The 22,095-nt window shown below is 66.5% G+C and carries 21 protein-coding genes; 7 read left to right on the top strand and 14 right to left on the bottom strand.

Going from position 1 to position 22,095, the window contains the following annotated elements; genetic code table 11:
• Positions 1-96 precede the first annotated feature (96 nt).
• The 12 genes from ACXIZN_RS41350 to ACXIZN_RS41295 form a co-directional block, all read right to left on the bottom strand.
• Positions 97-495: a hypothetical protein gene (locus ACXIZN_RS41350; RefSeq protein ID WP_457960170.1), complete on the bottom strand. Its 399-nt coding sequence runs from the start codon at positions 493-495 to the stop codon at positions 97-99.
• On the bottom strand, positions 473-934 hold the full coding sequence (locus ACXIZN_RS41345; protein ID WP_457960169.1) for a hypothetical protein: 462 nt from the start codon (positions 932-934) through the stop codon (positions 473-475). Before ACXIZN_RS41345 ends, ACXIZN_RS41350 begins: the two co-directional genes overlap by 23 nt.
• A gap of 55 nt (positions 935-989) precedes the next feature.
• Entirely contained in the window at positions 990-1,655 is a 666-nt protein-coding gene (locus tag ACXIZN_RS41340; RefSeq protein WP_457960168.1) for a hypothetical protein, read from the bottom strand.
• Positions 1,652-3,481 carry a type IV secretory system conjugative DNA transfer family protein gene (locus ACXIZN_RS41335; RefSeq protein ID WP_457960732.1) on the bottom strand — a complete coding sequence of 610 codons (1,830 nt, stop codon included), beginning with the start codon at positions 3,479-3,481 and terminating at the stop codon, positions 1,652-1,654. Before ACXIZN_RS41335 ends, ACXIZN_RS41340 begins: the two co-directional genes overlap by 4 nt.
• Positions 3,390-4,652, bottom strand: coding sequence for a C40 family peptidase (locus tag ACXIZN_RS41330; RefSeq protein ID WP_457960167.1), 1,263 nt, complete (start codon positions 4,650-4,652; stop codon positions 3,390-3,392). Before ACXIZN_RS41330 ends, ACXIZN_RS41335 begins: the two co-directional genes overlap by 92 nt.
• Positions 4,652-5,410: a hypothetical protein gene (locus ACXIZN_RS41325; RefSeq protein ID WP_457960166.1), complete on the bottom strand. Its 759-nt coding sequence runs from the start codon at positions 5,408-5,410 to the stop codon at positions 4,652-4,654. Before ACXIZN_RS41325 ends, ACXIZN_RS41330 begins: the two co-directional genes overlap by 1 nt.
• 11 nt (positions 5,411-5,421) lie before the next feature.
• Positions 5,422-6,825 (bottom strand): ATP-binding protein, encoded by a 1,404-nt coding sequence (locus ACXIZN_RS41320; RefSeq protein ID WP_457960165.1) that lies wholly within the window; start codon positions 6,823-6,825, stop codon positions 5,422-5,424.
• Positions 6,826-7,013: 188 nt separating this feature from the next.
• Complete coding sequence (locus tag ACXIZN_RS41315; RefSeq protein ID WP_457960164.1) at positions 7,014-8,447, bottom strand: SCO6880 family protein; 1,434 nt, start codon at positions 8,445-8,447, stop codon at positions 7,014-7,016.
• Between the two features lie 65 nt (positions 8,448-8,512).
• On the bottom strand, positions 8,513-9,880 hold the full coding sequence (locus ACXIZN_RS41310) for a hypothetical protein (RefSeq protein ID WP_457960163.1): 1,368 nt from the start codon (positions 9,878-9,880) through the stop codon (positions 8,513-8,515).
• On the bottom strand, positions 9,877-10,728 hold the full coding sequence (locus tag ACXIZN_RS41305) for a hypothetical protein (RefSeq protein WP_457960162.1): 852 nt from the start codon (positions 10,726-10,728) through the stop codon (positions 9,877-9,879). The genes ACXIZN_RS41310 and ACXIZN_RS41305 overlap by 4 nt, the downstream gene beginning before the upstream one ends.
• A 5-nt stretch (positions 10,729-10,733) precedes the next feature.
• Entirely contained in the window at positions 10,734-11,054 is a 321-nt protein-coding gene (locus ACXIZN_RS41300) for a hypothetical protein (protein ID WP_076153611.1), read from the bottom strand.
• On the bottom strand, positions 10,996-12,024 hold the full coding sequence (locus ACXIZN_RS41295; protein WP_457960161.1) for a hypothetical protein: 1,029 nt from the start codon (positions 12,022-12,024) through the stop codon (positions 10,996-10,998). Before ACXIZN_RS41295 ends, ACXIZN_RS41300 begins: the two co-directional genes overlap by 59 nt.
• Positions 12,025-12,449: 425 nt before the next feature.
• On the opposite strand from ACXIZN_RS41295, the gene ACXIZN_RS41290 reads away from it, so the two are divergent.
• On the top strand, positions 12,450-13,100 hold the full coding sequence (locus ACXIZN_RS41290) for a hypothetical protein (RefSeq protein WP_457960160.1): 651 nt from the start codon (positions 12,450-12,452) through the stop codon (positions 13,098-13,100).
• On the opposite strand, the gene ACXIZN_RS41285 is transcribed toward ACXIZN_RS41290, so the two are convergent.
• On the bottom strand, positions 13,068-14,300 hold the full coding sequence (locus ACXIZN_RS41285) for a DUF6545 domain-containing protein (protein ID WP_457960159.1): 1,233 nt from the start codon (positions 14,298-14,300) through the stop codon (positions 13,068-13,070). The genes ACXIZN_RS41290 and ACXIZN_RS41285 overlap by 33 nt on opposite strands.
• Before the next feature lie 10 nt (positions 14,301-14,310).
• Positions 14,311-14,703, bottom strand: coding sequence for an ImmA/IrrE family metallo-endopeptidase (locus ACXIZN_RS41280; RefSeq protein ID WP_457960158.1), 393 nt, complete (start codon positions 14,701-14,703; stop codon positions 14,311-14,313).
• Between the two features lie 381 nt (positions 14,704-15,084).
• Here ACXIZN_RS41280 and ACXIZN_RS41275 point away from each other — a divergent pair, with 381 nt between their 5' ends.
• Genes ACXIZN_RS41275 through ACXIZN_RS41250 form a run of 6 tightly spaced genes read left to right on the top strand, consistent with a single transcriptional unit; the run spans position 15,085 to position 22,088 of the window.
• Positions 15,085-16,113, top strand: a complete 1,029-nt coding sequence (locus tag ACXIZN_RS41275; RefSeq protein WP_457960157.1) for a BMP family ABC transporter substrate-binding protein — start codon at positions 15,085-15,087, stop codon at positions 16,111-16,113.
• Entirely contained in the window at positions 16,110-17,615 is a 1,506-nt protein-coding gene (locus ACXIZN_RS41270) for an ABC transporter ATP-binding protein (RefSeq protein WP_457960156.1), read from the top strand. Before ACXIZN_RS41275 ends, ACXIZN_RS41270 begins: the two co-directional genes overlap by 4 nt.
• Positions 17,612-18,688 carry an ABC transporter permease gene (locus ACXIZN_RS41265; protein ID WP_457960155.1) on the top strand — a complete coding sequence of 359 codons (1,077 nt, stop codon included), beginning with the start codon at positions 17,612-17,614 and terminating at the stop codon, positions 18,686-18,688. Before ACXIZN_RS41270 ends, ACXIZN_RS41265 begins: the two co-directional genes overlap by 4 nt.
• Positions 18,681-19,601 (top strand): ABC transporter permease, encoded by a 921-nt coding sequence (locus tag ACXIZN_RS41260; RefSeq protein ID WP_457960154.1) that lies wholly within the window; start codon positions 18,681-18,683, stop codon positions 19,599-19,601. Before ACXIZN_RS41265 ends, ACXIZN_RS41260 begins: the two co-directional genes overlap by 8 nt.
• The gene (locus ACXIZN_RS41255) at positions 19,598-20,737 is read left to right on the top strand and encodes an acyl-CoA dehydrogenase family protein (RefSeq protein WP_457960153.1); all 1,140 of its coding nucleotides are present in this window, start codon (positions 19,598-19,600) and stop codon (positions 20,735-20,737) included. The genes ACXIZN_RS41260 and ACXIZN_RS41255 overlap by 4 nt, the downstream gene beginning before the upstream one ends.
• Complete coding sequence (locus ACXIZN_RS41250; RefSeq protein ID WP_457960152.1) at positions 20,730-22,088, top strand: NtaA/DmoA family FMN-dependent monooxygenase; 1,359 nt, start codon at positions 20,730-20,732, stop codon at positions 22,086-22,088. The genes ACXIZN_RS41255 and ACXIZN_RS41250 overlap by 8 nt, the downstream gene beginning before the upstream one ends.
• Positions 22,089-22,095: the final 7 nt, after the last annotated feature.

The following is a 22,095-nucleotide window of genomic DNA, read 5'->3' as shown; positions in this document are numbered from 1 at the left end:
CACCCTCCCCCTCAGCGCGCCGGGCCCGCCCTGCACGTTCTTCGAGCGCCCTTTGTGGACACGGAAACGATGATTGGTTCGCGAGGTCCCGAGTGATCAGGTGTAGCCGAGCCCACGGCCGAGGTCTTCGATGTTTCCGGAGTTCAGGGGATCGTCGAGATCGGCGACGATGTCATCCTCGGAGATCTCGGCCGTAGAACTGTGCAGGTGAGCGTCGTCGTCGAAGTCTGTGACCGCGTAGCTGGTGACGTTCGCAGCGTGTTCCTGAGCTTCGTCTGCACCGAAATTCTGGTCGAGCAGGCTGGTGTATTGGTCGATGGCGTGTTCGGCGATCGTTCTGCCGTCATAGGTCATGGGGCTATCGATCGCCACTTGCTGCCGGGCAACGGGGGCAGCGATGCCAGCGGTGGTCAGTGCTTCGAACTCATCGATCGCGTCGTCTGCTTGGTACCGCACGTATCGATTACCGGTGTCAGTAACCCATTCCGCGTCCAAGATGCTCACCTCCGTCCACGTCGTCCTCGGTCGCGTCGAAGGCCTGTATGCGAGGGTCTGATTGGGAGGCGGTGGTCAGCGCGACCGTGATATCGATCCCCGCGAGATCTGCGGCGCGTGCGACATGCCCGGCTTCCCCACGCAGCTGGCGGTACGTTGAGGTGTCGGCTTCTCGTTGCGCGGCCAGCGTTCGTCCGAGATCGTCGGGGATGTCTGCGTACGGTCGGACGGCGTCGATGACGGCGCCGGGATAGGTGATCTCGCCGACCCGGTTGCCGATGTCGACCAGCATGTTGTCTTCGCCGTATTCGTTAAGGCCGTTGAAAACTTGGGCGAAGTAGGTTTGCATTCCTCGGTCCCATCCGACGACGATCTCCTGATGCGGGTTTGCGGTCGTGTCTCGTGGCGTGAGGGCGACACGGTTGTTCGGGTATGCCACGGCCTATTCCTCTCTCTCGCTATCGGTGGTTTGTCTGGTTGCGGCCGGGCTGCGGCTACGGGGTCGGGGTTGCCTGCGCTTCCGCTGCGTCGTTGGGATTGCTTCCGGGCGCGGAGTAGCGATCGGGTCGGGCGGGTGCGCCGGCGTCTTTGTGGCTGCTGGCGCGGCAGTGAGCGTGTGTCCATTCACTGGTCAGGCGAGCGGCGAAGCCGGGCCGGAACGTGTGGTGCCAGTACTGGGCGTCCTTGACGTTGGCTCTGGGGCCGGTGTTCGCCGCGCGCCAGAAGTAGGCGAGCGTGGCGACCTCGGCCAGGAGTCCGGGGTGACTCAGCCAGCAGTCCGGGATGGCAACGGCGCGCGAGCCGGGGAGGCCGACGTAGGTGTTGTTGTAGTACTCGACGAAGAGGGCGATGCCGACCAGCGGGTCGCGGGCTCCTGAATCAGGTTCGGTGCGGCCCGGGGGTTCGAATGGCACCCAGGGAGCCGGCCGGTTCCTTCTTTGGTCCGGGTCTGACTCGTCCTCCGCGACGAGCCTTTGCAGCTGTATCGCGAGATCCTTGGCCAGGTCGTGCTGCTGCGCGACCTGCCGCCGTAGGTCGCTGACCGCGGCACGCAGGACCGCGATCTGTTGTTCGGGTGTGGTGCCTGCCGCCGGTTCCTGCTGGTCGTGGTGGTCGTCCGGTTGTCGCCGCGGGGGTTGGGGGATGTCGTCGTTGCTCATCGCGAGCCGCCGATCGCGGTGGTGGCGGCACGAAGTTGCTGCGCCCGGTCGTAGGTGTAGCCGTCGGTGGTGATTTGTGCGTTGCCGGACCGGATGGTGTCGACGTCGGCCTTGAGCTGGTCCCAGTCCTGTCGGCGGGATACGTCGACTGTGCGGCCGAGGATGGGGCGGAGGTTGGAGTGGATGATCAGGACGCGGCCCTTGTCGAGGGTGCGGATAGCGCCGGGCCGGTAGGTCAAGGCGTCTTCCGTGCCGGTGGCGGTGCGGCCGGCGCCGAGCCAGCCGTCACTGTGTTGCTGGTAGGTCTTGCGCCGATGGTGTCCCGCGAGGGTGGAGAGCCATTCCAGGGTCTTGTCGTCTTTGATGCTGTCGAAAATCGTCAAGGTGAGGGTGTTGTCGATCAGCTGCCGTCGGCCGTGTTCGCCGTAGAGTTCGTCGAGCTGGGAGCGGGACTGTGCGGACCAGTGGATGAGCACGCCGCGTCCGGACGTGTCGGCGATCAGGCCAGGTAGCCGCGGTACCGGTGTTCCGTCGAAGAGTTCGTCGAAGATCATGGTGGCGGCCGGTTCGAGTCGTCGGCGGTCTTGCTCGAGGGCGAGGTCCTGGGCGGTGGTGACGACTTGCTCTCCCATCGCGGTCAGCACTGGCCGGGCCTGCGGTGCTTGGTGTTCGCCTGCGATGACGAACATGGACCCTTTGCGCAGGAGGAAGTCGCGGATGTCGAGCTCTTCGCCGGGCGGTGGCGTGGCGAAGTCTCGGATCGCGGGATTCATGAAGGGTTCCAGGGCACGGCGTACCGACATCCAGACTGCGTCGGAGGTCTCGGCGACCATGCCGATCTCCGAGGCGAGGTTGTAGGCGAAGTTCGGATATCGGGCGCTGAGGAGCTCGACCGGCTCTTGGTCAGCGGGTTTCGTGATCGCCCAGCTGACGAGATCGGTCACAGTCCGCTGATGGTCCGCGGCGGCGAGCAGATAGGCCTGGAGAACGATCGAGGCACGACCGCGGAAGACTTTGTCGTTGCCGCCGGTCTCGCGGAGGCCTAGCGATGATGCTTCGATGAGGGTTTCGGCGCGGCGCAGCGCGACGGACGGGTCGTGGCAGCCGGTGATCGGTGACCAGCGCACCCGGGCGGGCCAGTGGACGGTGCCGGTGGCGTCACACAGCAGGACCGGTCCGGCGTTGGGCCGTCGTGTGCGCGCAAGCATCGCCCATTCGGCGAGGTCGGGCTTCGTGGTGGAGGCGTACAGGGCGCCCGGTGCGGCGAGCACCTTATGGATGAGGTCGGTGCGGCTCTTACCCGAGCGGGTCGGCGCGATCACCCCTGTCGGGTTCTCCAGCGAAGTTACGAGCAGTTGGTGATTCGGTCCTCGGTGCAGCGGGACGGCGACTTCCGTGAGGTCGGCGGCCTTGCGTTCCTGCTTGGTGAGGTCGCCACGGGTCCAGGCGGCTGTGACGCGGGCGCGGCGCGGCGACAAGGTCTTGCGCATGTCCCGGCGGGTGGCGTGTCCGGGTTTCACCGGCCGCCAACGCCGTCGCCCGACGATGGCGAGCGTGACGACGGCTGTTGCGATCAGTGCCACTAGGACGGCGGTGACCGCCCAGAACACGGTGGAGTGGTCGTCGAGGGCCGATGCCCACGGCTCGCGCAGGTGCGCGCCGGGGCTGGCGGGGGCCACGATGATGCGCCCCGCGTTCGGTAACCAAGCAGGGAAGGGCGGCCAGGACCAGCCGCTACCGGTGACACCGCATGTCACGGCCGCGGCAGCGTTGATCGCTGCCGCGAGGGCGAGGATCAGTATGAGCGCGGCGATGATCAGGCCCATGAGGGCTGCGTCGCGGTCCATGCCGCTGACGCGGGCCGGGTTGTTGCCCATCTGGCGGTCTCCCTCCCGAGTTCGGGGAGGGCGTGCTGGGGTCTGCGACGCGGCGGATCATCACGATCTTTCCGCTCCACGCGGACAGCGGTTCGAGGATCACACCGGTGCTGGAGTCGTAGGCGTTGACGATCAGGCCGTGCCCCGCGTACATGCCGACATGGCGCGGATTAGCTGGTGTTCCAAGGGATCCGGGAATGAAGAGCAGGTCGCCGGGCATAAGCTGGTTCAGGCCGGGGACCGCGTGTCCGGCATGGACTTGGCTGACAGTTCCGGCTGGAATCCCTACGCCTGCGGCGGCCCATGCGGCGAGCATGAGCCCGGAACAGTCGAATCCGTTCGGGCCTTTCCCGCCCCATACATAGGGCTTCCCCAGTTGCGCGAGGGCGTAGGTGACCGCTGCGCGTTGTCGAGGGTCGGCTGGGTATTGGTAGCCGGCGGGCAGTTTGGTGCGGTCGACCTCGTTCGGGCTGATCGGGATATCCGAGCCGCCGTCGTCGACGCAACCCGCGGGCAGGTCCGCGGTCTCGGTAGGTTGCCGGACGGGCGCCGCCGGCGGCGCGGTGTCATTCCATAACGCGTTGGTGATTCGTGCTGCTTCGGATTCGCGCGGCGCGTATCGATCCGGGAAGCCGGAGCGCTGGACCCGCTGCTGGGCCTGTCCGGGCGGCAGGGTGTCCCAGCCGGGGATGGCGACCAACCGGTCGAGGAACGCGTTTGTGGCGAAGACCGGGTTGAGGATCTGCGCCGGTGTGCCCCAGCCCTGGGAGGGACGCTGCTGGTAGACGCCGAGGGAGTCGCGGTCTCCGTAATTCAAGTTGGCCAGTTTGGATTCCACGAGACCGGTCGAGATGGCCAGGACCGCTGCTCTGCGAGGCAGGCCGCGTTGCCGGACGACGGTGACGATCGTGCGGGCGATGTCCAGTTGTTCGGCGGACGGTGCGGGAGTGGGGTCTTTGACGATCCTGCCGATTCCGGTTTCCGGCGGCTCGCAAATCGGTCCGGGGCCGCCGCCGGCGGCGATGAGCACGAGGCCGAGTGTCGCGATCGGTGCCACGATTTGCACCACCACGGCAAGGAAGACGACGGCTCCCCATCCTGCGGGCTTCTCGTGGCTCATCAGTACCCCAATCCGGTACCGAAGCTGAGATCATCGTCGGGTGGCTCTTCCCGCAGCCCAATGTCGCGCTCCATCAGATCGTTTTCATCTACAGCTTCGTGTTCCCCCTGGAGATCGCGGGGATCAGGAACTGGAGTGTTTCGGACATGGGCAAGAGTCTTTGCTAGCGCTTCAGGGGTCGACACGCCATACCTCTGGCTGTCGGCGATGACTGGGCTCAGCAACTGCTCTTCGCCGTGGCGCGAATCCGGCCATCCCCACGAGATCGTAAGCTCGTGTCCGTCTCTGATGTATGTTTCCGAATGCCCGCCGTTGATCAGACTGACTTCGCTCATGGCCCAGCCGTGCTCAGCCAGGATGGGATTCACCTGTTCATGCGACAGTTGCGTGGCGAATCCTCCTGGTCGATAAAGCTCGTTCATCTTGTCGTTGTAACGTTGTTCGTTCTTATAGGCCCGGGAGTCTTCACGCAGGTCAGTCATCGTTGCGTTAGGGAGCCTTCGCCCGACGTCAAGGAGGTGATCGAGTTCAGCGGGCACGTCCGCGTAGGCGCTGACTGCTTCAACTACCACCAGAGGGTCAGAGATCTCCTCGAATGTGGTTCCAATTCTCAGAGCGAAATTTTCGCGTCCAGTTGCGTCGACGCCGTTATACACGTGCGCATAGTAGGTCTGGAGCGCCTGGTCCCATCCGACGTGAACCTCTCTGGCTGCATGCAGGTTCGGAAGGGGCTGTAGCTGAATCCGTGCGTCACCCATCAGCCCGTTCCTTACACCTCAAGAGATTGACTGTCACGGTCGACGATTCGTTCGTCATCGTCTTCGCCGCCATCGGACTTCTGGGCGGACACGGACTGAATACTTCGGTGGGTGCTTCGCAGTTGGACGTTGGTGTCGAAGTGACGTCGTTCGACGGCGCTGAGCACGGTCTGCACTTTGCGTCCGGTCTGGTTTTCCGTCTTCCATAGGGCGCGTCCGCGGCGGTGGTTGGCCCAGCCGGAGATCGCTTGTTGTTCTTTTTCCGCCAGCGAGAGCGCGTCGCCGAGCTCGGACGCGACTCTGGTTGTCTGTCCGAAAAGGACTCGGGTACTAAACAGGCTGAGCATGTCGCGGGCGATCGACGCTGCCTGCGATCCGGCGTCGCCGACGGTCAGGAAATCCGCGGGTTTATGAACGAGCGCGACCTGGATGATCTTGTGCTTGCGTGAGAGGCGCAGTTCGCTGTCGAAGGACATCAGCGCGCGGACTCCGAGCCGCATTTGGCGCCACACTTCGTCGCGGACGACGATGCGGATCTCGCCATCGTCTTGGAGGTCGGTGGCGATGGCAGACCATGACCCGAGGCACGTCAAGGCGACTGCGACTGCCTTGTCCCCCCGGTTGTCCAGCCGGGACAGGTCCATCGATTGCGCGGGGGCGTCCCAGTCGAGTTCCACATTGGTCGGCGCGTCGAACATGCCGGCGAGCGGCCCGGAAACCAGGTTGTTCAGCGCGTCGGTGATGGGGCGCAGGTGGTCGAGGAACTGGCGCCGGTCGGCGAACCTACTCTCCTGCCAGAGTTCGTCGGGCGGATCGGCAAGGGCGCGATGTACGTCAGGGATGGTGATCGGGCGAAGCCGGGTGTTGGCGTCCGCTGCGCCCACGGCGCGGTGCAGAACGGCGGAAAGGACGGCTTCGTCTGTCACAGTGGCGGCATACCCTTGGGCTTCGGCGAGCGCGGTGAGCAGTTGTACCCAGCGGCCGAGTACCCAGGTGAGTTCATTGCGTTGCCGCCGCGCGGTCCAGGTCTCCCAGCGCGCAGTGAGCGGGCCGAGGTCGAGGGCGTTCACGCGGGCCGGGCTGCCGGGGCCGAGCACGATCGGTGTTGCTCCCAGCGCCTTCAGAATTGGCGTGTACTCGCCCTTGACGTCGCCGCTGATCAAGGTCTTCACGCCGAACGGCATCATGCGCGTCGTGAAGGCGACGACGGTGGAGCTTTTCCCTGTTCCCGGCTCGCCGAAAAAGACAACGTTCGGATTCGTGCAGGCACCGGTGAGCACGGCCTCGACGGGGTGAAAGTAGAAAGCTCCCCCGGCAGTGACGTCATAGCCGATCCTCGCCCCGACCGCTGGCATCGGACTGGATGCCAGGAGCGGGAAGACGCCACCGACTTCGTGCGTGCTGGCCTGATACACCGCGAGAGGCGGCGGCACTGGTGACCACCCGTGCCCTGGGCGGCGGCGGCCACGGCGGGGCGCGATCGCCCGGTTGACCGGCTCACGACGTCGAGTCCGCGGCTGCTCGGGTTTTCTCACTGCTGGCGGTGTGCCGAATGTGGACAGCAGGTCTTGCATGGACCGTTCGGGGGTTGTGTGGTCGCGGGTCACCATCCACCTCCACGCAGTCGGGGGAGGCCGATGCCGAGCGGGAGCACGGTGGCGACGAACCCGGCGTCTTGTGCCAGTTCCATGCGCAGCAAGCGGAATCGTCCCGCGATGGCACTTTCCAGGCGGGCCGCGTGGTCTTCGACCGGCCAGGTCGAGGGCACTGTGACCGCGGTCGCGACGGCGAATCTGACCATGCCGTGGCCGGACGCGATCGCGTCCTCCTGGATGCTGGCGCGTCGGGCTTCGTGGCGGTCCTCGGCACTGGCGGCGAACCCTTTGGTCGCCTTCCAATCCCGGATGACGCGGGTCCGGAACCGGTTGCCGCGTACGGCTCGGTGCGCGCGATTGGCAGGCATGATCTCGTAGTGCACGGCGAGGCTGCGGCGTTCGCCCGGTGTCTTCACAGCCAGAAGAGAGCTGAGGGAACCGAACACCGTGCCGCGGTGTGGCATCAGCACCGCATACGACACGGTGGAGAAGCCGTCATGGTGGTAGGCCCGCGCAGACGGGGCCGGAGCATGAGTCGGTCCGGCCGCCGCCCACGGAAGTCCGGTTGACGCGGGCTTTCCCTGGTTATGACTCGCGTTTAAGATGGCCGCCGTAGCCGGGTTGAACCCGGTGCGGATCGCTTCGGCTAGGTGCCCACCCGACAGCCAGCGAACACTGTGGGCGCCGAGAGCACGGAACCGTTCGTCGAGGCTGTCCAGGACGCGGTAGAGCACGATCGCGCGGCCGTTGGCGCCACCTCCGGCGGCGATGGCTGGGCGCCGGAGGGTGTCTTCCCGTCCGCTGATCGTCACGAAGATCTCATGGCGGACCGAGGGCAGGCCAATGGTGCGGTCGAGTTCCCTGGTTGTCTCAGCTGCCAGCGGTGGCGCCGGGGCGACTTCGTTGCGGGCCCGCCATGCACGGTAGTCGGCGCCGTCATCGGGAACAGTCCGCACCAGAAGTGACATCCGGTCGATGACCTCACGCTGGCCAAGGGCTTCGAGCAGGTTCCCCAGTCGCGCTGCGAGCAGCTCGCATTCGTTGTCTGACAGCATTCCCACTCCGGAGTGGGACAGACGTGCGGTCGCACCCCACCGTCCTTCGCCGGTGTCGTGGATCAGGCAGATCCGTCCCTGGTCACGCAGCGGTGGCCCGTCAGGGAATCGCACCCGGGCCAGCGCGCCGGGCAAGTCGGGCTCGTCGGGGTCGACTTGCCCGGTGACGGCACGGGTTTGCCAGCGCGTCCAGCCGAAGGCAGCGCCGACCTGGAACAGCAGCAGATGACCGAGCCAGCGCGCGGCGGTCCGCCCGCGGACAGGCACAGCCACCAGCGCCGCGAGCGGGCAGCTGACGCACGCGATCACTAGCGCCTTGGCGATCTCCCCTGCAGACAGGGTGATCACCACCGGCACGGCGAGCGCGACGCACGTCAGCGCCTGCACCGGTGTCAGCCCAAGGATCCAGCCGTCGTGCTCACGTCGCGAGAGCCCTCGATACACGCGGCTACTCATTCGAGCACCTTCCCCGCGTTCGGATCGTCGCCCTCGTCATCGCTGTCGTCCTCAACCGCGGCCTCGACGGCGGACGCGGCAGCTGCCTCCGGGAGGACCCCAGACGCCGCGTCGGCTGCCTCGGACTCCGAGAATTCATCTCCGGCCGCTGACCCGTCTCCGGTTTCGGTGCCCTCGCCGACTTCGCGGACCGAATCAGGCGGCGACGGCGAGTCGCTGTCCCCTGTAGCGATGGCACCTTCGTCAGGTCCACGTCGGCCGCTATCGCTGTCCCTCGCCTCTGGCATGGAGTCGCTAAGTTCATCGTCAGGAGCGGCCGGTTCGGCGTCGTCCGTGGCCGAGTCGAAACGGTCAGTGTTCGCTACCTCGGAGTCGTCCGCGGTGCCGGTTTCCTCAACGTCGTCAGAACCACCGAACAATTTGTTCTTGGCCGCGTTGAACGCCGACTTACCTGCTTTTCCTCCCGGACTGTCCGGGCCGTAGGAATCCATCCCGGCATCGGAGAACGCTCCTCGAACGGCCGCGCCCGCTTCGGTATTGGGATCGATGAAGGCGAACAGCTTGAATAATACGAGAGGCACCCAGACGGCCATCCAAAGGATGGCGACCCCCGCGAGCAACCCGGAAAGTCCCTGCGCCTCGCCGGTCGCTCCGACGCCGATCACCAGCACTAGGGCGATTCCCGGCTTGATAAAGATGATCGCTAGTACCCAGCGCATACCGCGCCAGAACCAGACTGCGGTCGTGTTCGAGATGAGACCGGCTGCGATGATCGGGACAGTGGCCGTCAGCAGATAGGTGGCGGCTTCGCGGAAAACCATCTCCATGGCAAAGCCCACCACCGCGGGAATGAGACCGAAAATCGCGGTCAGCCCGAGCACTACGGCCTTCACCGAGTCGGTGCCGGCGTCGACCAGCCCCATCGCCTTCAGGGCATCACTGAAGTTTCCGACATGCAGGACGTCCAGGATCCCGGTCGTGGCTCCGTCGGCCGCGGCGAGGAAGCCGGCGATCGCCCCGACAGTGACCGCGAGAGCGGCCCCATACTGAAATGGGCCGGACATCGTGCGGGTGAACCCGCGACCGCCACGCAAGACCGACACAGTGATCTGCCAGAAGAACAGCCCGAGCGCGATGACGCCGCCGAGCCACAGCATGGTCGGCCACAACGTCCCGACAGGTCCGTCCGTTTTCGATACCGTGAATGTTGAGAGCGAGTCGACCAGCGTGAATGCTTCGCGCAGCAACCACAGCCCCGAGATCCAGATCGCCTCCATCGCTACTTCGAAGGCAGTCGATGCCAGGCCGGCGACCATGCCGCCGGCGGTCCGTCCCAACCAGACGAAGATGTCCTCCGGTGTCATCGCGGGATACCTCCCAGGCTGCGATACCCGGCCTGTACGGATTCCTTGCTACCTGGCCATGCGCTCGCTGCCATCGCGGCCTGGTTTCCTGTGCTGATCCGCCACGCGCTTCCGGTCCAGCGCATCGCCTGGCAGTCACCGACCCCCATGGACGTCGACTGTCCTTTGTAGTCAAAGGTGAGGATGCCGAGTACGCAGACCACCGCGTATCGGCCTTGGTCGGTGGTTCCCTTGATTTGCCCGTGGGTCACGTCGTAGGTGACCGTCAAGCCGGGCTTCAACTCTCCGGCCGCGATTCCGGCACGCATGCGGAAGGTGGAGAGCAGGGTGTGCAGTCCCGTGCGGTCGACCGCGGGCGCACCGGGTAATGCGATATCGGCGTAGGCCCGGTCGTAGACGGTCGGGTCTCCGCCTCGCAGGCCCGCTTCATCGGCTGCCTTCAGCTGGGCAAGCGCTCCTTCGGGTGTTCCCGGGAATCCGCCGTGGATCCACACGCCAGCGGCATGACTCGGTTCCGGAATTTGCAGCACGGGCCCCGCCTGTGGGCTCAGCTCGTGAGGCTGCGCGGCCTCCGCAGGCAGGCGAAGCATCGGGCGCAGTGCGAGTTTCTTCTGTGCTAAAACGTCCCAGCCGGGTTCCGGGGTTGGCTCAGGCTCGAGTGTGGTGACTTTCCCGGGCACAGCCGTGTGGCTAAGCCCTGTTCCTGCTGGCGGCGCTGTGGTCGTTGGTCGGTAATTCGCGATGGCCAGCGCAGCAGCAAGGCCAACTGCTGCCAATGTGACGAGCACCAGAGCGAGAATCGTCATCCGGGCACGGCGGGGGCGACGATCGGCGTCGGGAGTGAACATGCCGCTCATCCCTTGGAGAATCCGTCGATCAGCGAGTAGCCGATCCCGTACAGGATTGCTCCGCCGACGGCACAGAGCATCATGACCAGGCCGACCTTCCCCGCGCGATGGTGGTCGACCCAGCGACCGCCGGCCCAGACCGTGAGGCCGATGAAGAACGCCGCTATCAAGGCGATCCCCGCGGCCCACTTGACGTTGTTGAGGAGGCCGAGGATCGCTTTGCCGCCCGGCGGCTCTACAGGAATAGGGTTCGGTAGAGGTGCCGGGCTAGGCGGTGGAGGCGCCGGTTGTTGGGTCAGCCATTCCACGATGGTGTGGGCGATCATGACTGCGCCCTCCCTTTTCACGGGCCTGGTCCTTCGGACCGGGCGTACGGAGCCGGGAGGGCTTGTCGGTGGATAGCAATTCGAGTCGCCGTAGCATCGGGAGCACGGCCGAGCGAACGCGGGACGGTGTGACGCCAGCGGTCACACCGTGAGCGGCCAGCTCGGGATCAGGCCGCAGGAAGATGGCGCTGTCGATCAGCTTTTGTACGCGGATTCCGGCGGTGGCTGTGACGGTGGCGGGCCATCGTCGTGCCCCGACCACCACGAGTTGCACCGGCAGTGTGACGGCATCAAGGCGGTTCCAGGTTTCGAACCTCGCGAGAATCTGTTCGGCGTGGGCCAGTGAGGGCGTGCTCGGCCGCACGGTGAGAATCGGTATCGGGGCCGGGTTACCGCCGCGCAGCCACGCTCCTGCCCCGAGGAGCGGGTGTGCGCCGACGCGCCACGGGTCGTGTCCGATGTCGACTACCGTGACATCGATCTTGCGTGGGCCAGGGCGCCAGAACGCTGGTGGGGGCAGCATTCCCGGCGCGAGGACCGGGAGCGTCGTTTCCGCGCGAGCCAGCAGGGCCTGGGCGCGCCAGGAGAACCGGATCCGGATCGCCGGATGAGGCCCTGGCACCTGGGGGCCGTCAACCGCGGAGGCGCGGCTCAGGCCGGACCGGCTCGGGTCGGCGGTGTCGACTATCAGCACGGACCGGCCGGCAATCTGCAGCGCGTCGGCGACGGTTGCGGTGGTGACGCTGGCTCCTGCGCCTGGGGATGCGGCGAGGACCGGGACCACGTGCCCGAAGCCCGCCCAGTCGGCGGGGCGACCAGTAGGTTGCCCGGCCTGCCAGACGCACGCGGCGACCGCACGGGCGGTTGCCGCGGCGACCGAGGCGCTCCGGTCTACGTCGTGAGCTGACGGGGACGTATCCGTGCTGCTGCGTACTGCCTCGATGCCACGGGCCAGGATCTCGGCGTCCACAGCGGCGTGGAGATCGGGACGGCTCAACGCCATTTCGCCAGGTCGAACTGCGGGTGGCCTGGACGGCGGTTCTCGTCGATTCACGTTCCGCCTCCTCTCCAGGGGGATCTACCGACAACCCGGTCAGTTGTCGGCAACAAGATCCGGCGGAGAGTGGCCGGACCCGCGTGAGCGATCGCCCATGCGGGGTAATTTCGCGATCTGACGCATGCCGCTGGTACGGGAGCCAGCCACACGAAGCCCTGGTCGACGGCGGAACGACGCACACCAACCGGGGTCAGATCGTCTCACTTTGTTGACTATCTGCCGTCAACACTAGGCGATCAAGCGATAATGTCAACTAAAGTGAGCATTCAGGCGACTAGGTGCTCAGTCAGGCAGCCCGCCTGAGTACGGTGTGCGGTGAAGTTGAAAGGGGGATGCCGATGGTCGACGACGCGGACACGACAGCGGCCGAGGACAGCAGCGACAAGGGACCTGCCGAATCGCCGGTGCCGCTGCGTGCACCGGCAGCGCAGATCCAGCTGACGACCACGCTGCTGTCGCTGCCGACCCTGGCGGAACGCTTGTCCTACCTGATCGACCACGAGTCCTTCTGTTACACGTGGCGCGGCGAACCGGTGCTCGACCCCGAGGTGATCGCCGAGAAGCCACGCGGCTTGAAGCAAAAGAGGGTGTACCCGCCGAAGATCGCGTCATGGGTCGAGCGCAGGGCAGGCGCGAAGAGCCTCAGCCGCGCGATGATCTACTCCTATGCCGCCGGCAAGACACGCAACCTCCGGGCACCGGTCGCGCTCGCCCTGGCGGACTTCTGGCGCATCGATGCCCGCCTGCTGGACCCTTCTGTTCCGTCCAGTCAGCTCGAAGACCTCTTGGATGATCCCGAAGGGCTCAACGATCTGGATCGGCGGACCTACGAGTTGATGACCCGGATTGGGTTCACAGGGGTTCGCCCCCGGGAAGTGCAGTCGCTGGGTCAGGACGATGTCGTTCAGCGGATGGCATTTCTGGAGGTTCTGCAAGCGATCGACCGCAGCCGGTCGTCACCGGACACCGAACAACCGCCATCTTCGTGACGGGTGCCACCGCAGGGAAGCAGTAGCCGGCCGGCGAGGTGGCCGGTGACACCGGCCAGAGTCCATGCTGGCACCGACGCGCTGGATGATGTCGATCACCGCCTCGTCGGTCCATGCGTGCGCCACCTCGGCGATCCAGTCCAGTTCTCGCTGTTCGTCGGCCGTCAGCTTGGTGGGCTGCGGCGCGGGGTCGGCGTGCTGCCCTGACGTCGCGGCGTGTGAGCCCTTCTCGAAGGCGGCGAGGGCGATTCTCAGTTCAGCGGCCGCGGTCACGCGCGCCCCGCGCCTGGCGCCCAGCCGCCGCTGTGTGATGACCATGTTGATCGTGGGTTCCAGCGTGGGATCGGCATAGCGTCGCAGCGTCAGGCAGGCGTCGAAGACCTGGACGACTTGCCTGCGGAAATCCGGTTCGTCCTCCCCTTCGTACAACCCGGACCGTGACCAGACCGGTCGAAGGCGCATCCATAGAAGTTTGATCGCTTCGGCACGTGCTTGATCTTTAGATTCGTCGACCCGGCGTGCTGCAGCCGCGAAACCCGATCCCGCAGCGAAGAGGACAGCGCCGAGGGCTTCGGCGAGGAGCGTGAAGGTGGAATTCCTGATCGGCACGTCGGGGAGGACGAGGGTTTGTAGCAGTATCAGCGCCTTCCACACCAAGCCGGCTAGCCCGACACTCATTCCCAGGGCAGCGAGGAAGATCCCGACGCGCACCTCCGAGTCGGCGCCGCGAGAAATCCGCCAAGCTCCACGGATAAACGCCACGATCCACACGATCATGAACCCGAGATAGATCAGCGTGAACACCAGCGACGCCGGGTGTCGACCGGTGGCACCGAATTGCGGATCCGCCGTGCCGAACAGCACGTACAAGACAGTGAGCACTCCAACGCATCCGGCGAATAACGCAACAGTTGCCCGCATCCGGACTGTCGTCGCCGTCACCGTACGCAGGAAGCCTGCCATACAGACCATCGCGAGCATGGTCAAGATGCAGTGGATCAGGTAGGCGACGTGCAGTGCTCCCGCGTGCTGGTCACTCCAGCGCATCGTGGCCGGCGCCCCCGCCACCAGGGAAGCACTGGCGAGCAACAGCCCGAGGGTGAGGTAGTCGCGGCTCAGCGCGGAAGGCAGATGCCGATCCACGGCCAGCCTGCGGGCGCATTCGCTGAAGGCGGCCAGCGCGGCAACGTAGGCCGCCATGCTGGGAAGGTCAGACACCGTACTGGTACCGGTGGCTTCGTGATCCGAATGCCGCGAGCACCTCGCGGTAGGACCCGCGCATCCGGTGCCGCCGTTCCACCAGCCTGACCCGTGCGGCGAAGCGGTAGGCGAACTCTTCTGCCTCCAGCTCTTCCTCAGGCTGACAGCGACCGTCATGGGATTCAGGGCTGCGCGAGCACTGGTGCCCCAAGAGCAGGTGGCCGATCTCGTGCGCCAGGATGTGCACGACGTGCGCCAATGGGGTCCCCCGCACCACGAACACGTAGTCCATCGCCTCGGTGGTCACGAGCATGCCGCTGGGCGTCGCCGCCGTGGCGTTCATCCGCCACAGCGTCAACGGTGTCTTCCGCTGCGCGCTCAATTCCTCGAGAAACGTCGTCACTTCGAACCCGGGCCGGATAGGCAGCGTCTCGATCAGATCGTCGCAACGCCGCCTGAGTTCTCTCCGGCTGCCCCCGAAAGCCATGGCGTCCCCTCTCCCTCGCTACGCCTGGTAGACCGCGCGTGTTCGGTACCGGGCAGATCTGAGCCACATGCCTGCGCCGGCTCTGGCGCCACTATGGCGGCATGGACAGTCTGCTTAGTTGATTGTCAGTCTGTTGAAAACCAACGGAGCTGGATAGGGCGAGTCGTTGCCGATCATGCCGGGACAACGCTGACCTGCGCAAATGATCCATTTCGCTCACGGGCAGTGTTGCCTCTTTCTGTGGGACAGCGTCGAGTCTGGCAGGGTCAGCCCGAGGATCTTGGGAGGAAAACACGGGTGAAAGGCACGAAACTGCGTGGGGTCGTCGCCGTGGTGGCGGCGGTGGTGGCGGTGCAGCTATCGGCCTGTAGTGCAGGTAGCGACAAACCGGCTTCGGTCGGCGCGGTTCCGAAGGTCGCGGTCGTCTTAGGCGGCAACGCCCAGGACCGCGGCTTCAATCAGTCCGCGGCCGATGCCGCATACGAACTTCAGCGGCGCGGTGAGATCAGCGTTCAGATCTCGGAGAACGTCGCTGCCGCCGAGGCCGAGACCACGCTGCGGCAGTACGCGGCCTCGGGCTTTGACCTCGTCATTGGCTGGGGCCTGGGATTCTCTGACACTGTTTTCAGGGTGGCTAAACAAGTGCCCAACGCGCGCATGGTCGCCACCGGCGGGGTCGACATCCTGGAGCGGGCAACCGAGTCTGTCGAGACGTGGACCTACGACGCGCTGCAACTCGGCTACCTGATGGGCTACATCGCTGGATCGACGCAATTGTCGCCGGTTGCCGTCGTCGACGGCGAGCAGGTGCCGTTCCTCCAGGCTCAGTGGTTCGGCTTCGGCCAAGGGCTCGCGGCCGCCAATCCGGGCGCGCGGCAGCTTCCGCCGGTCTACACCGGTTCTTTCGAAGACGCCGCACGGGCGTCGGCGGCCACCACCGCGCAGATCGCGGGCGGCGCGAAGCTCATCGCGACCAACGCGGAGGGGTACAGCGTGGGCGTCGCGTCCGCGGCACAGACCGCCGGTGTCGCGACCATCGGCTTGTCGGCGTCGACCAGCGCCGCCGCGGCGTCGGTGAACATCGGCCAGGTAAAGACCGACATGCTGCCAATCCTGTCCCAGTGGATCGCGAGGCTCAGGGACGGCACATTCGGCGGCAAGGGCACAACCTCGACCATCGCGAACAAGTCGCTCGTGGCAGCGGACGTCAGGAAGGTCCCGGCCGCGCCCGGGATGCCCGCAGATCTGGACAAACGGATCGCCGATTTGGCGGAGCGTCTGCGAGCGGGCGCGGTGACCATCACACCCTGGCAGCCGGGCCGATGAGCGCGGCGCCGTTGCTGGCGCTGCGCTCGGTGTCCAAAAGGTATTCCGCAGTCCAGGCGCTCGACACCGTCGACCTGGCCGTGCACCGTGGGCAGATTCACGCCTTGCTCGGCCAGAACGGCGCGGGAAAGAGCACAGCGGGAAAGATCCTGGCCGGGCTGGACGCGCCCGACGAAGGCCATGTCGAGATCGCCGGTTCACCGGTCTGGTTCGGCGGGCGCGGTGACGCGATCCAGCACGGGATCGGAATCATCCCGCAGGCCGACAGTCTCATCGACGACCTCACTCTCGTGGAGACCCTGGCCCTGAGCCAGCCCCACCGCGTCGTGCGCCGTCGCACGCTCACGACGAAGCTGCGATCCGCCGCCTCGCAGGCCGACGTTCCGATCGCTCTGGACACCCCTGCGCGGCATCTCAGCCGGGGTGAACGCCAACTCGGAGAACTGGTCATCGCGCTGGCACAAGACGCTCGTGTCCTGCTGCTCGACGAACCTACATCCGCCCTCGGCCCGCGCGAGGTCGACACCTTGTTCGACCGCCTACGCGCGGTCGCTGATACGGGCGTGGCGGTCCTGCTCATCAGCCACCACCTCGCGGATGTACGCCGCATCGCGGACACCGCGACCGTGCTCGCGCACGGCCGGGTCGTCCACACAGGACCGGTCGCCGCCGTCGACGACGAGACCTTGGCCCGCGCCATCATCGGCGATAGCCAAGCACCACCCCCGCCTCCTCCATTCCGGGCTCGTGAACCCGGTGAGGACGTCCTGGTGCTGTCTGGCGTCACCGCGACATGCGGCGACCCTGTCCCCGTCCGGGACATCAGCCTCCGGGTCCGCGCGGGCGAAGTCGTCTGTGCGGTGGGCGTCGCCGGCAACGGCCAGCGCGCACTGGCCGAGGTCGCCGCAGGACGGATCACCCTTGCGTCCGGCACGGTGTCCGGCGGGCGCCGAGTGGCCTATGTGCCCGAGGTCCGGCTCGACGCGCTGCTGCCGGGGCGTGCCACGTGGTGGTCGGCGATGGTGACGCGTCTGCGCGAGCCCGCGTTTACCCGCCGCGGCACGCTCGACACTGCCGCTCTCGTGCACGCCGCTGGTGCGTTACTTGATCGACACGACGTGCGCCCGCGGGACTCGCGAGTCGCCGTAACGGCGCTGTCGGGCGGGAACCAGCAGAAACTAATTGTCGGTCGCGAACTCGATAGCGATCCGGATGTCGCGGTCCTGCACGGGCCGACACAAGGCCTGGACCTGGTGGCGACCCGGGCGATCCATTCCGAGATCCGCCGAGCGGCCGATGCTGGAGTGGCCGTCCTGGTGATCTCCGCGGACCTGGACGAGGCCCGCCAGCTCGCGGATCGGGTCGTCGTGCTGTCCAAAGGCCGGGTCCTCGCCGATGTCCCCGCCAGCGAGCTCGACGACACGGTGGCGTGGCGCCTGACCTCCGGGCTGCCCGCCGCTGATGCCGCTCCGGGCAGCGTCGCCGAGGACGATGCCGAGTGAAAGCCCTGCTGCGACGCGAGTATCTGATCGGGGCCGCGGTCGCCGTCCTGGGCTTTGCCCTGGTGGTCGTTCTCGTCCTCGCCTCCGGCGGTGATCCTGTGGACGCCCTTGTCGGCTGGTTCGACGGCGCGTTCGGGCTGCCCTACAACCTGTCGCAAACCATCACCTCCGCCATTCCGCTCATCGTGATCGCACTCGGCGCTGCGGTTCCGCTCCGGACTGGTGTCATCGTGGTCGGCGCTGAGGGGCAAATGATCGTCGGGGCGATCACCGCGGCGGCGGTGCTGTTGCCCCTGGGCGGATCAGTGCCGTCATGGATGGCGTTGTCGCTCGGCGCGGTGGCTGGCGCGGGCGGAGGCGCGGCCTGGTCGCTGTTGCCCGGCGTCGCGCTGCTGCGCTGGCAGGTATCGGAGATCCTGACAGCGCTGCTAGCCACGTTCATCGCCGTGCAGGTGCTGGCGTATCTGCTGCGGACTCACCTGCGCGATCCCGCCGGTTCCGCGACCGCGCGTAGCGCCAATCTTCCCGAGGCCGCGCTCATTCCGTGGCTGCCGGTGCCCGGCAGGGTCAGCACCGCGCTGTTCTGCGTCCTCGTGCTGCTCGTCGTGGCGATTTGGTGGCATGGCGGCCGCGGTGCCGCCCTGCTCGAGATCTTCGGCGAGCGTCGTTGGCTCGCCGAACGCGCAGGCGTCACGTCGGCGCGGGCGCTGCTGGCGACGACCGCCGTGTCCGGCGCGGCGGCCGGGCTGGCGGGCTGGATCCAGCTCGCCTCCGTCGACGAACGACTCACACCCGCGGTGGCGGGCGGCGTCGGGTTCGGAGGCCTGATCGTGGCGGTCCTAGGCGGGTGCCGCCCGATCCCGATTGTCGTGGCCGGCATCGTCTACGCGGCCATCGCCACCGGAGCGGGCGGCGTCCAGGTACGTACTGGGATCCCGTCGGCGATCGGCACCGTCGCACAAGCGGTCCTGCTCGGCGCGACGGTGCTAGCGATCGCCCTAATCCGGCGCGCGGCAACCCGCCGGAACGCGTCCGACCATGCTGTCGCCGTGCGCGGTGGTCACGATGGCTGAATTCGTGGTCCTGGTGATGATCGGTGCCATCAGCTCAGCGACACCGTTGATCCTGGCGGGGCTCGGCGAGGCGGTACTGGAGCGCGCCGGAGCAGGAATCGGCCTCGGTCTGGAAGGGATGATCGTGTGCGGAGCGCTCGCTGGCGTACTCGGTTCCGCCGTGGCCGGTCCCTGGGCAGGACTCGGCGCGGGTGTCCTCAGTGGTCTCGCGTTCGGCGGCTTGTACGCGGCGGGGCTGGCGTGCGGCGCGGACGGAGTCCTGGTCGGGATCGCGCTGGCCCTGTTCGGTACCGGCCTCAGCACCTTCGTGTCCCAGGTCGCCGACCCCGCCGGACAGACCGCGCTGAGCGTGCCGACACTGCCGACCGTCACTCTGCCGGGCCTGGCCGAGCTCCCGGTGCTCGGGCAGCTGTTCACCGCCACGAGCGTTTCGGCCTATCTCGCGATCGTAGCGACCGTGGTCGTGTGGTGGATGTTGCGTTCCAGCAGGCTGGGATTGCGGCTGCGCGCAGTCGGTGATGATCCCGGCTCGGCGGCCGTCCTCGGGATCTCGGTGCGTAGGCATCGCACCACGGCGGCGCTGATCGCCGGCGGGTTCGGCGGTCTGGCGGGCGCCGTGCTGTCACTCTCGTCCATCGGCAGTTTCGCGCCGATGATGTCTGCGGGACGCGGCTTCATTGTGCTCGCCGTCGTTATCCTCGCGCGCCGCCATCCGCTCGGGGTCGCCGCGACGGCGTTGCTGATCGGTGTCTTCGACAGCCTCGCGCTGCTCGCGCAAACCCGATCGCTAGGGATGCCCGTCGAGGCCTATCAGCTGCTGCCGTGGATCGCGGCGATCGCGCTGCTCATCATCGACGGACGCCGCAGAGCCCGACGCGCCCACCACCTCCCACAACAGAAGGAGCCGACGTGACAGCCTCCCATCCGTTCGCGCCCCCGGCGCACGAACAGCACTGGGTTACCGCCGCCACGGAACTCGCGGCGGACTTCGCAAAGACGGCCGCCGACCGCGACCGGACCTGTGACCTGCCAATCGAGAACCTGCGTGCTCTGCACGAGGCCGGCATCGACGCCGCCCTCATCCCCACCGCCCTCGGCGGGGAAGGACTCAGCTACCGCAGCTACGGTGCGATCGTCCGCGCAGTAAGCGCCGCGTGCCCATCAACCGCGTGTATCTGGGTCATGCACATCGGTGCAGCGGTCGGCCTCGTCGAAATGTCCACCCCAGACAACGCGAAATTCTGGGCCGACGAACTTCTCGGTGGCGCACGGTTCGCCAACGCGCTGTCCGAACCGAGCAGCGGGAACTTGTTCTTGCAGCCTCTCCAGCACGCCGAACCCGCCGACGGCGGCTATCGGCTGTCCGGCGCGAAACGCTTCTCCTCAGGATGCGAGGTCGCCGACCACTTCCTGATCAACGCACTCGTCGACGACAAGCCCGCGTTTTTCGGCCTTGACGCCGATCCCACAATGACCTTCGTTCCGATCTGGGACACCATGGGCCTGCGCGCGAGCCGTTCCCAGCTCATCACCTTCGCCGACACGTTCCTCCCCGAAGATCGGCGCTGCCCGCCTTCGACCGGGCCGCGGCCCAACCACATCGGCGCCGGTCTCGCGTTTCTGTCGCTCGGTATCGCGGACGCAGCGGTCGCCGCGCTCACCGTCCACGCGCGAACCCGAACGATCCCGACCACCGGCGATCCGCTGGCGGGCATGCAATGGGTGCGTCTCGCCGTGGGGGACGTCGCCTCCCGGCTGGAAGCCGCCGCGATGTATGCCCAGCACATGACCTGGCTCGCCGACCAGAACGATCCCGGCTTCTTGTCGGCGACGATGCACGCCAAGCTGCTGGCCAACTCCATCGCCCGGGACGTCGCAGACCTTGGTCTCCGCATTGGCGGCGGCTCCGGCTACATCCGCGGAGACACCGAGCGGATCTTCCGGGATGCCCAGGCCGGATGGCTCATGGCCTACTCCGGTGAAATCTGCCAAGACACTATCGGCACGAGCCTCCTCTCCCCCACTCCGCAGGACGGTCACCATGGCTAAGCGCCCGCACATGTCGTTCAACGCATTCACCATGGTCACGCCATCCCACCATGCGCCTGGGCTAGCGTTCGAGTCTGACAGCCGCCAGCTGGACTATCACCAACCTCAGCCGTGGATCGACCTCGCCGTGCTACTCGAACAGGGGTTCTTCGACACAGTGTTCTTCGCCGATGTTTTGGCGCCATATGAGGTTTTCCGCGGCAGCCGGGACGCGACCGTCGCCGAGGGGATGCAGTTTCCAACCGGAGACCCCTCCGTCCTGATCCCGCTGCTGGCCTACCACACCCAGCACCTCGGGTTCGTCTTCACGTCCAACGTCCTCCAGGCCCACCCTTACGAGTTCGCTCGACGTATGTCCACATTGGACCATCTCACCGACGGCCGCGTCGGCTGGAACATCGTCACGTCGTTTCTCCCCGGCGCGGGGAGAAATCTCGGGTTCGGCGGCTTGCCCGAGCATGCCGATCGCTACCGTCGCGCCGAGGAATACACCGCGGCCGTATACAAACTTTGGGAGCACAGCTGGGAAGACGGCGCTGCCGTGCGCGACAGGACTACGCGCACCTTTGCTGACCCGGCGAAAGTTCACGCCGTCAGACACCACGGCGAGTTCTACGACCTCGACGGTCCTCACCTGTGCGAACCGTCCCCGCAACGGACCCCGTTATTATTCCAGGCCGGGATGTCGTCCACCGGAAGGGCCTTCGCGGGACGACACGCCGAGGCACTGTTCATCAGCGCTCTCGACCCCGGTGCCGCCGCGCCCGTCGTGGCCGATGTACGGCAAGCAGCCATCAACGCGGGACGCGAAGCGAGCAATGTCAAGATCTTCGTTCCGCAGTCCTATTTGCTCGCCAGCAGCGAACAGGAGGCCCGCCGTCGCGACACAGAACTTCTCGAACGGCAGACCATCGAGGGGAATGCCGCGAGGATGAGTGTGTTTCTCTATCACGATTGGGGATCCGAGGACCTCACCGCGAAAGTCGCGGACCTCCGGCAACGCGAGGTGTCCACTCCGGTCCAGAAGCTGCTCGACTGGTCCAGTCGTGAGGACTGGACACTCGGCGAGCTCCTTCTCCGCTGGGGGAACCGGAGGGTCATCGGCACACCCGAGCAGATCGCCGACAACATCGAGCGTTGGCACAACGCCGGCGTCGACGGCATCAACCTCGAATACGTCACCTCACCGGGGTCGTTCGAGGAGTTCATCGAGCACGTCGTCCCGATCTTGCAGCGTCGCGGGCTCATGCAACGCGAATACGCTCCCGGAACACTGCGCGACAAGTTCTTCGGCAACGGCCCGCGCCTGCCCAAAGAGCACCCAGCGCGCCGACTCGGCGCGGGACATTAGCGACCCG

This window comes from Amycolatopsis sp. TRM77291, from assembly GCF_054166285.1.
The sequence above is the reverse complement of the archived record's forward strand: the minus strand, read 5'-3'. Positions and strand labels throughout refer to the sequence as shown.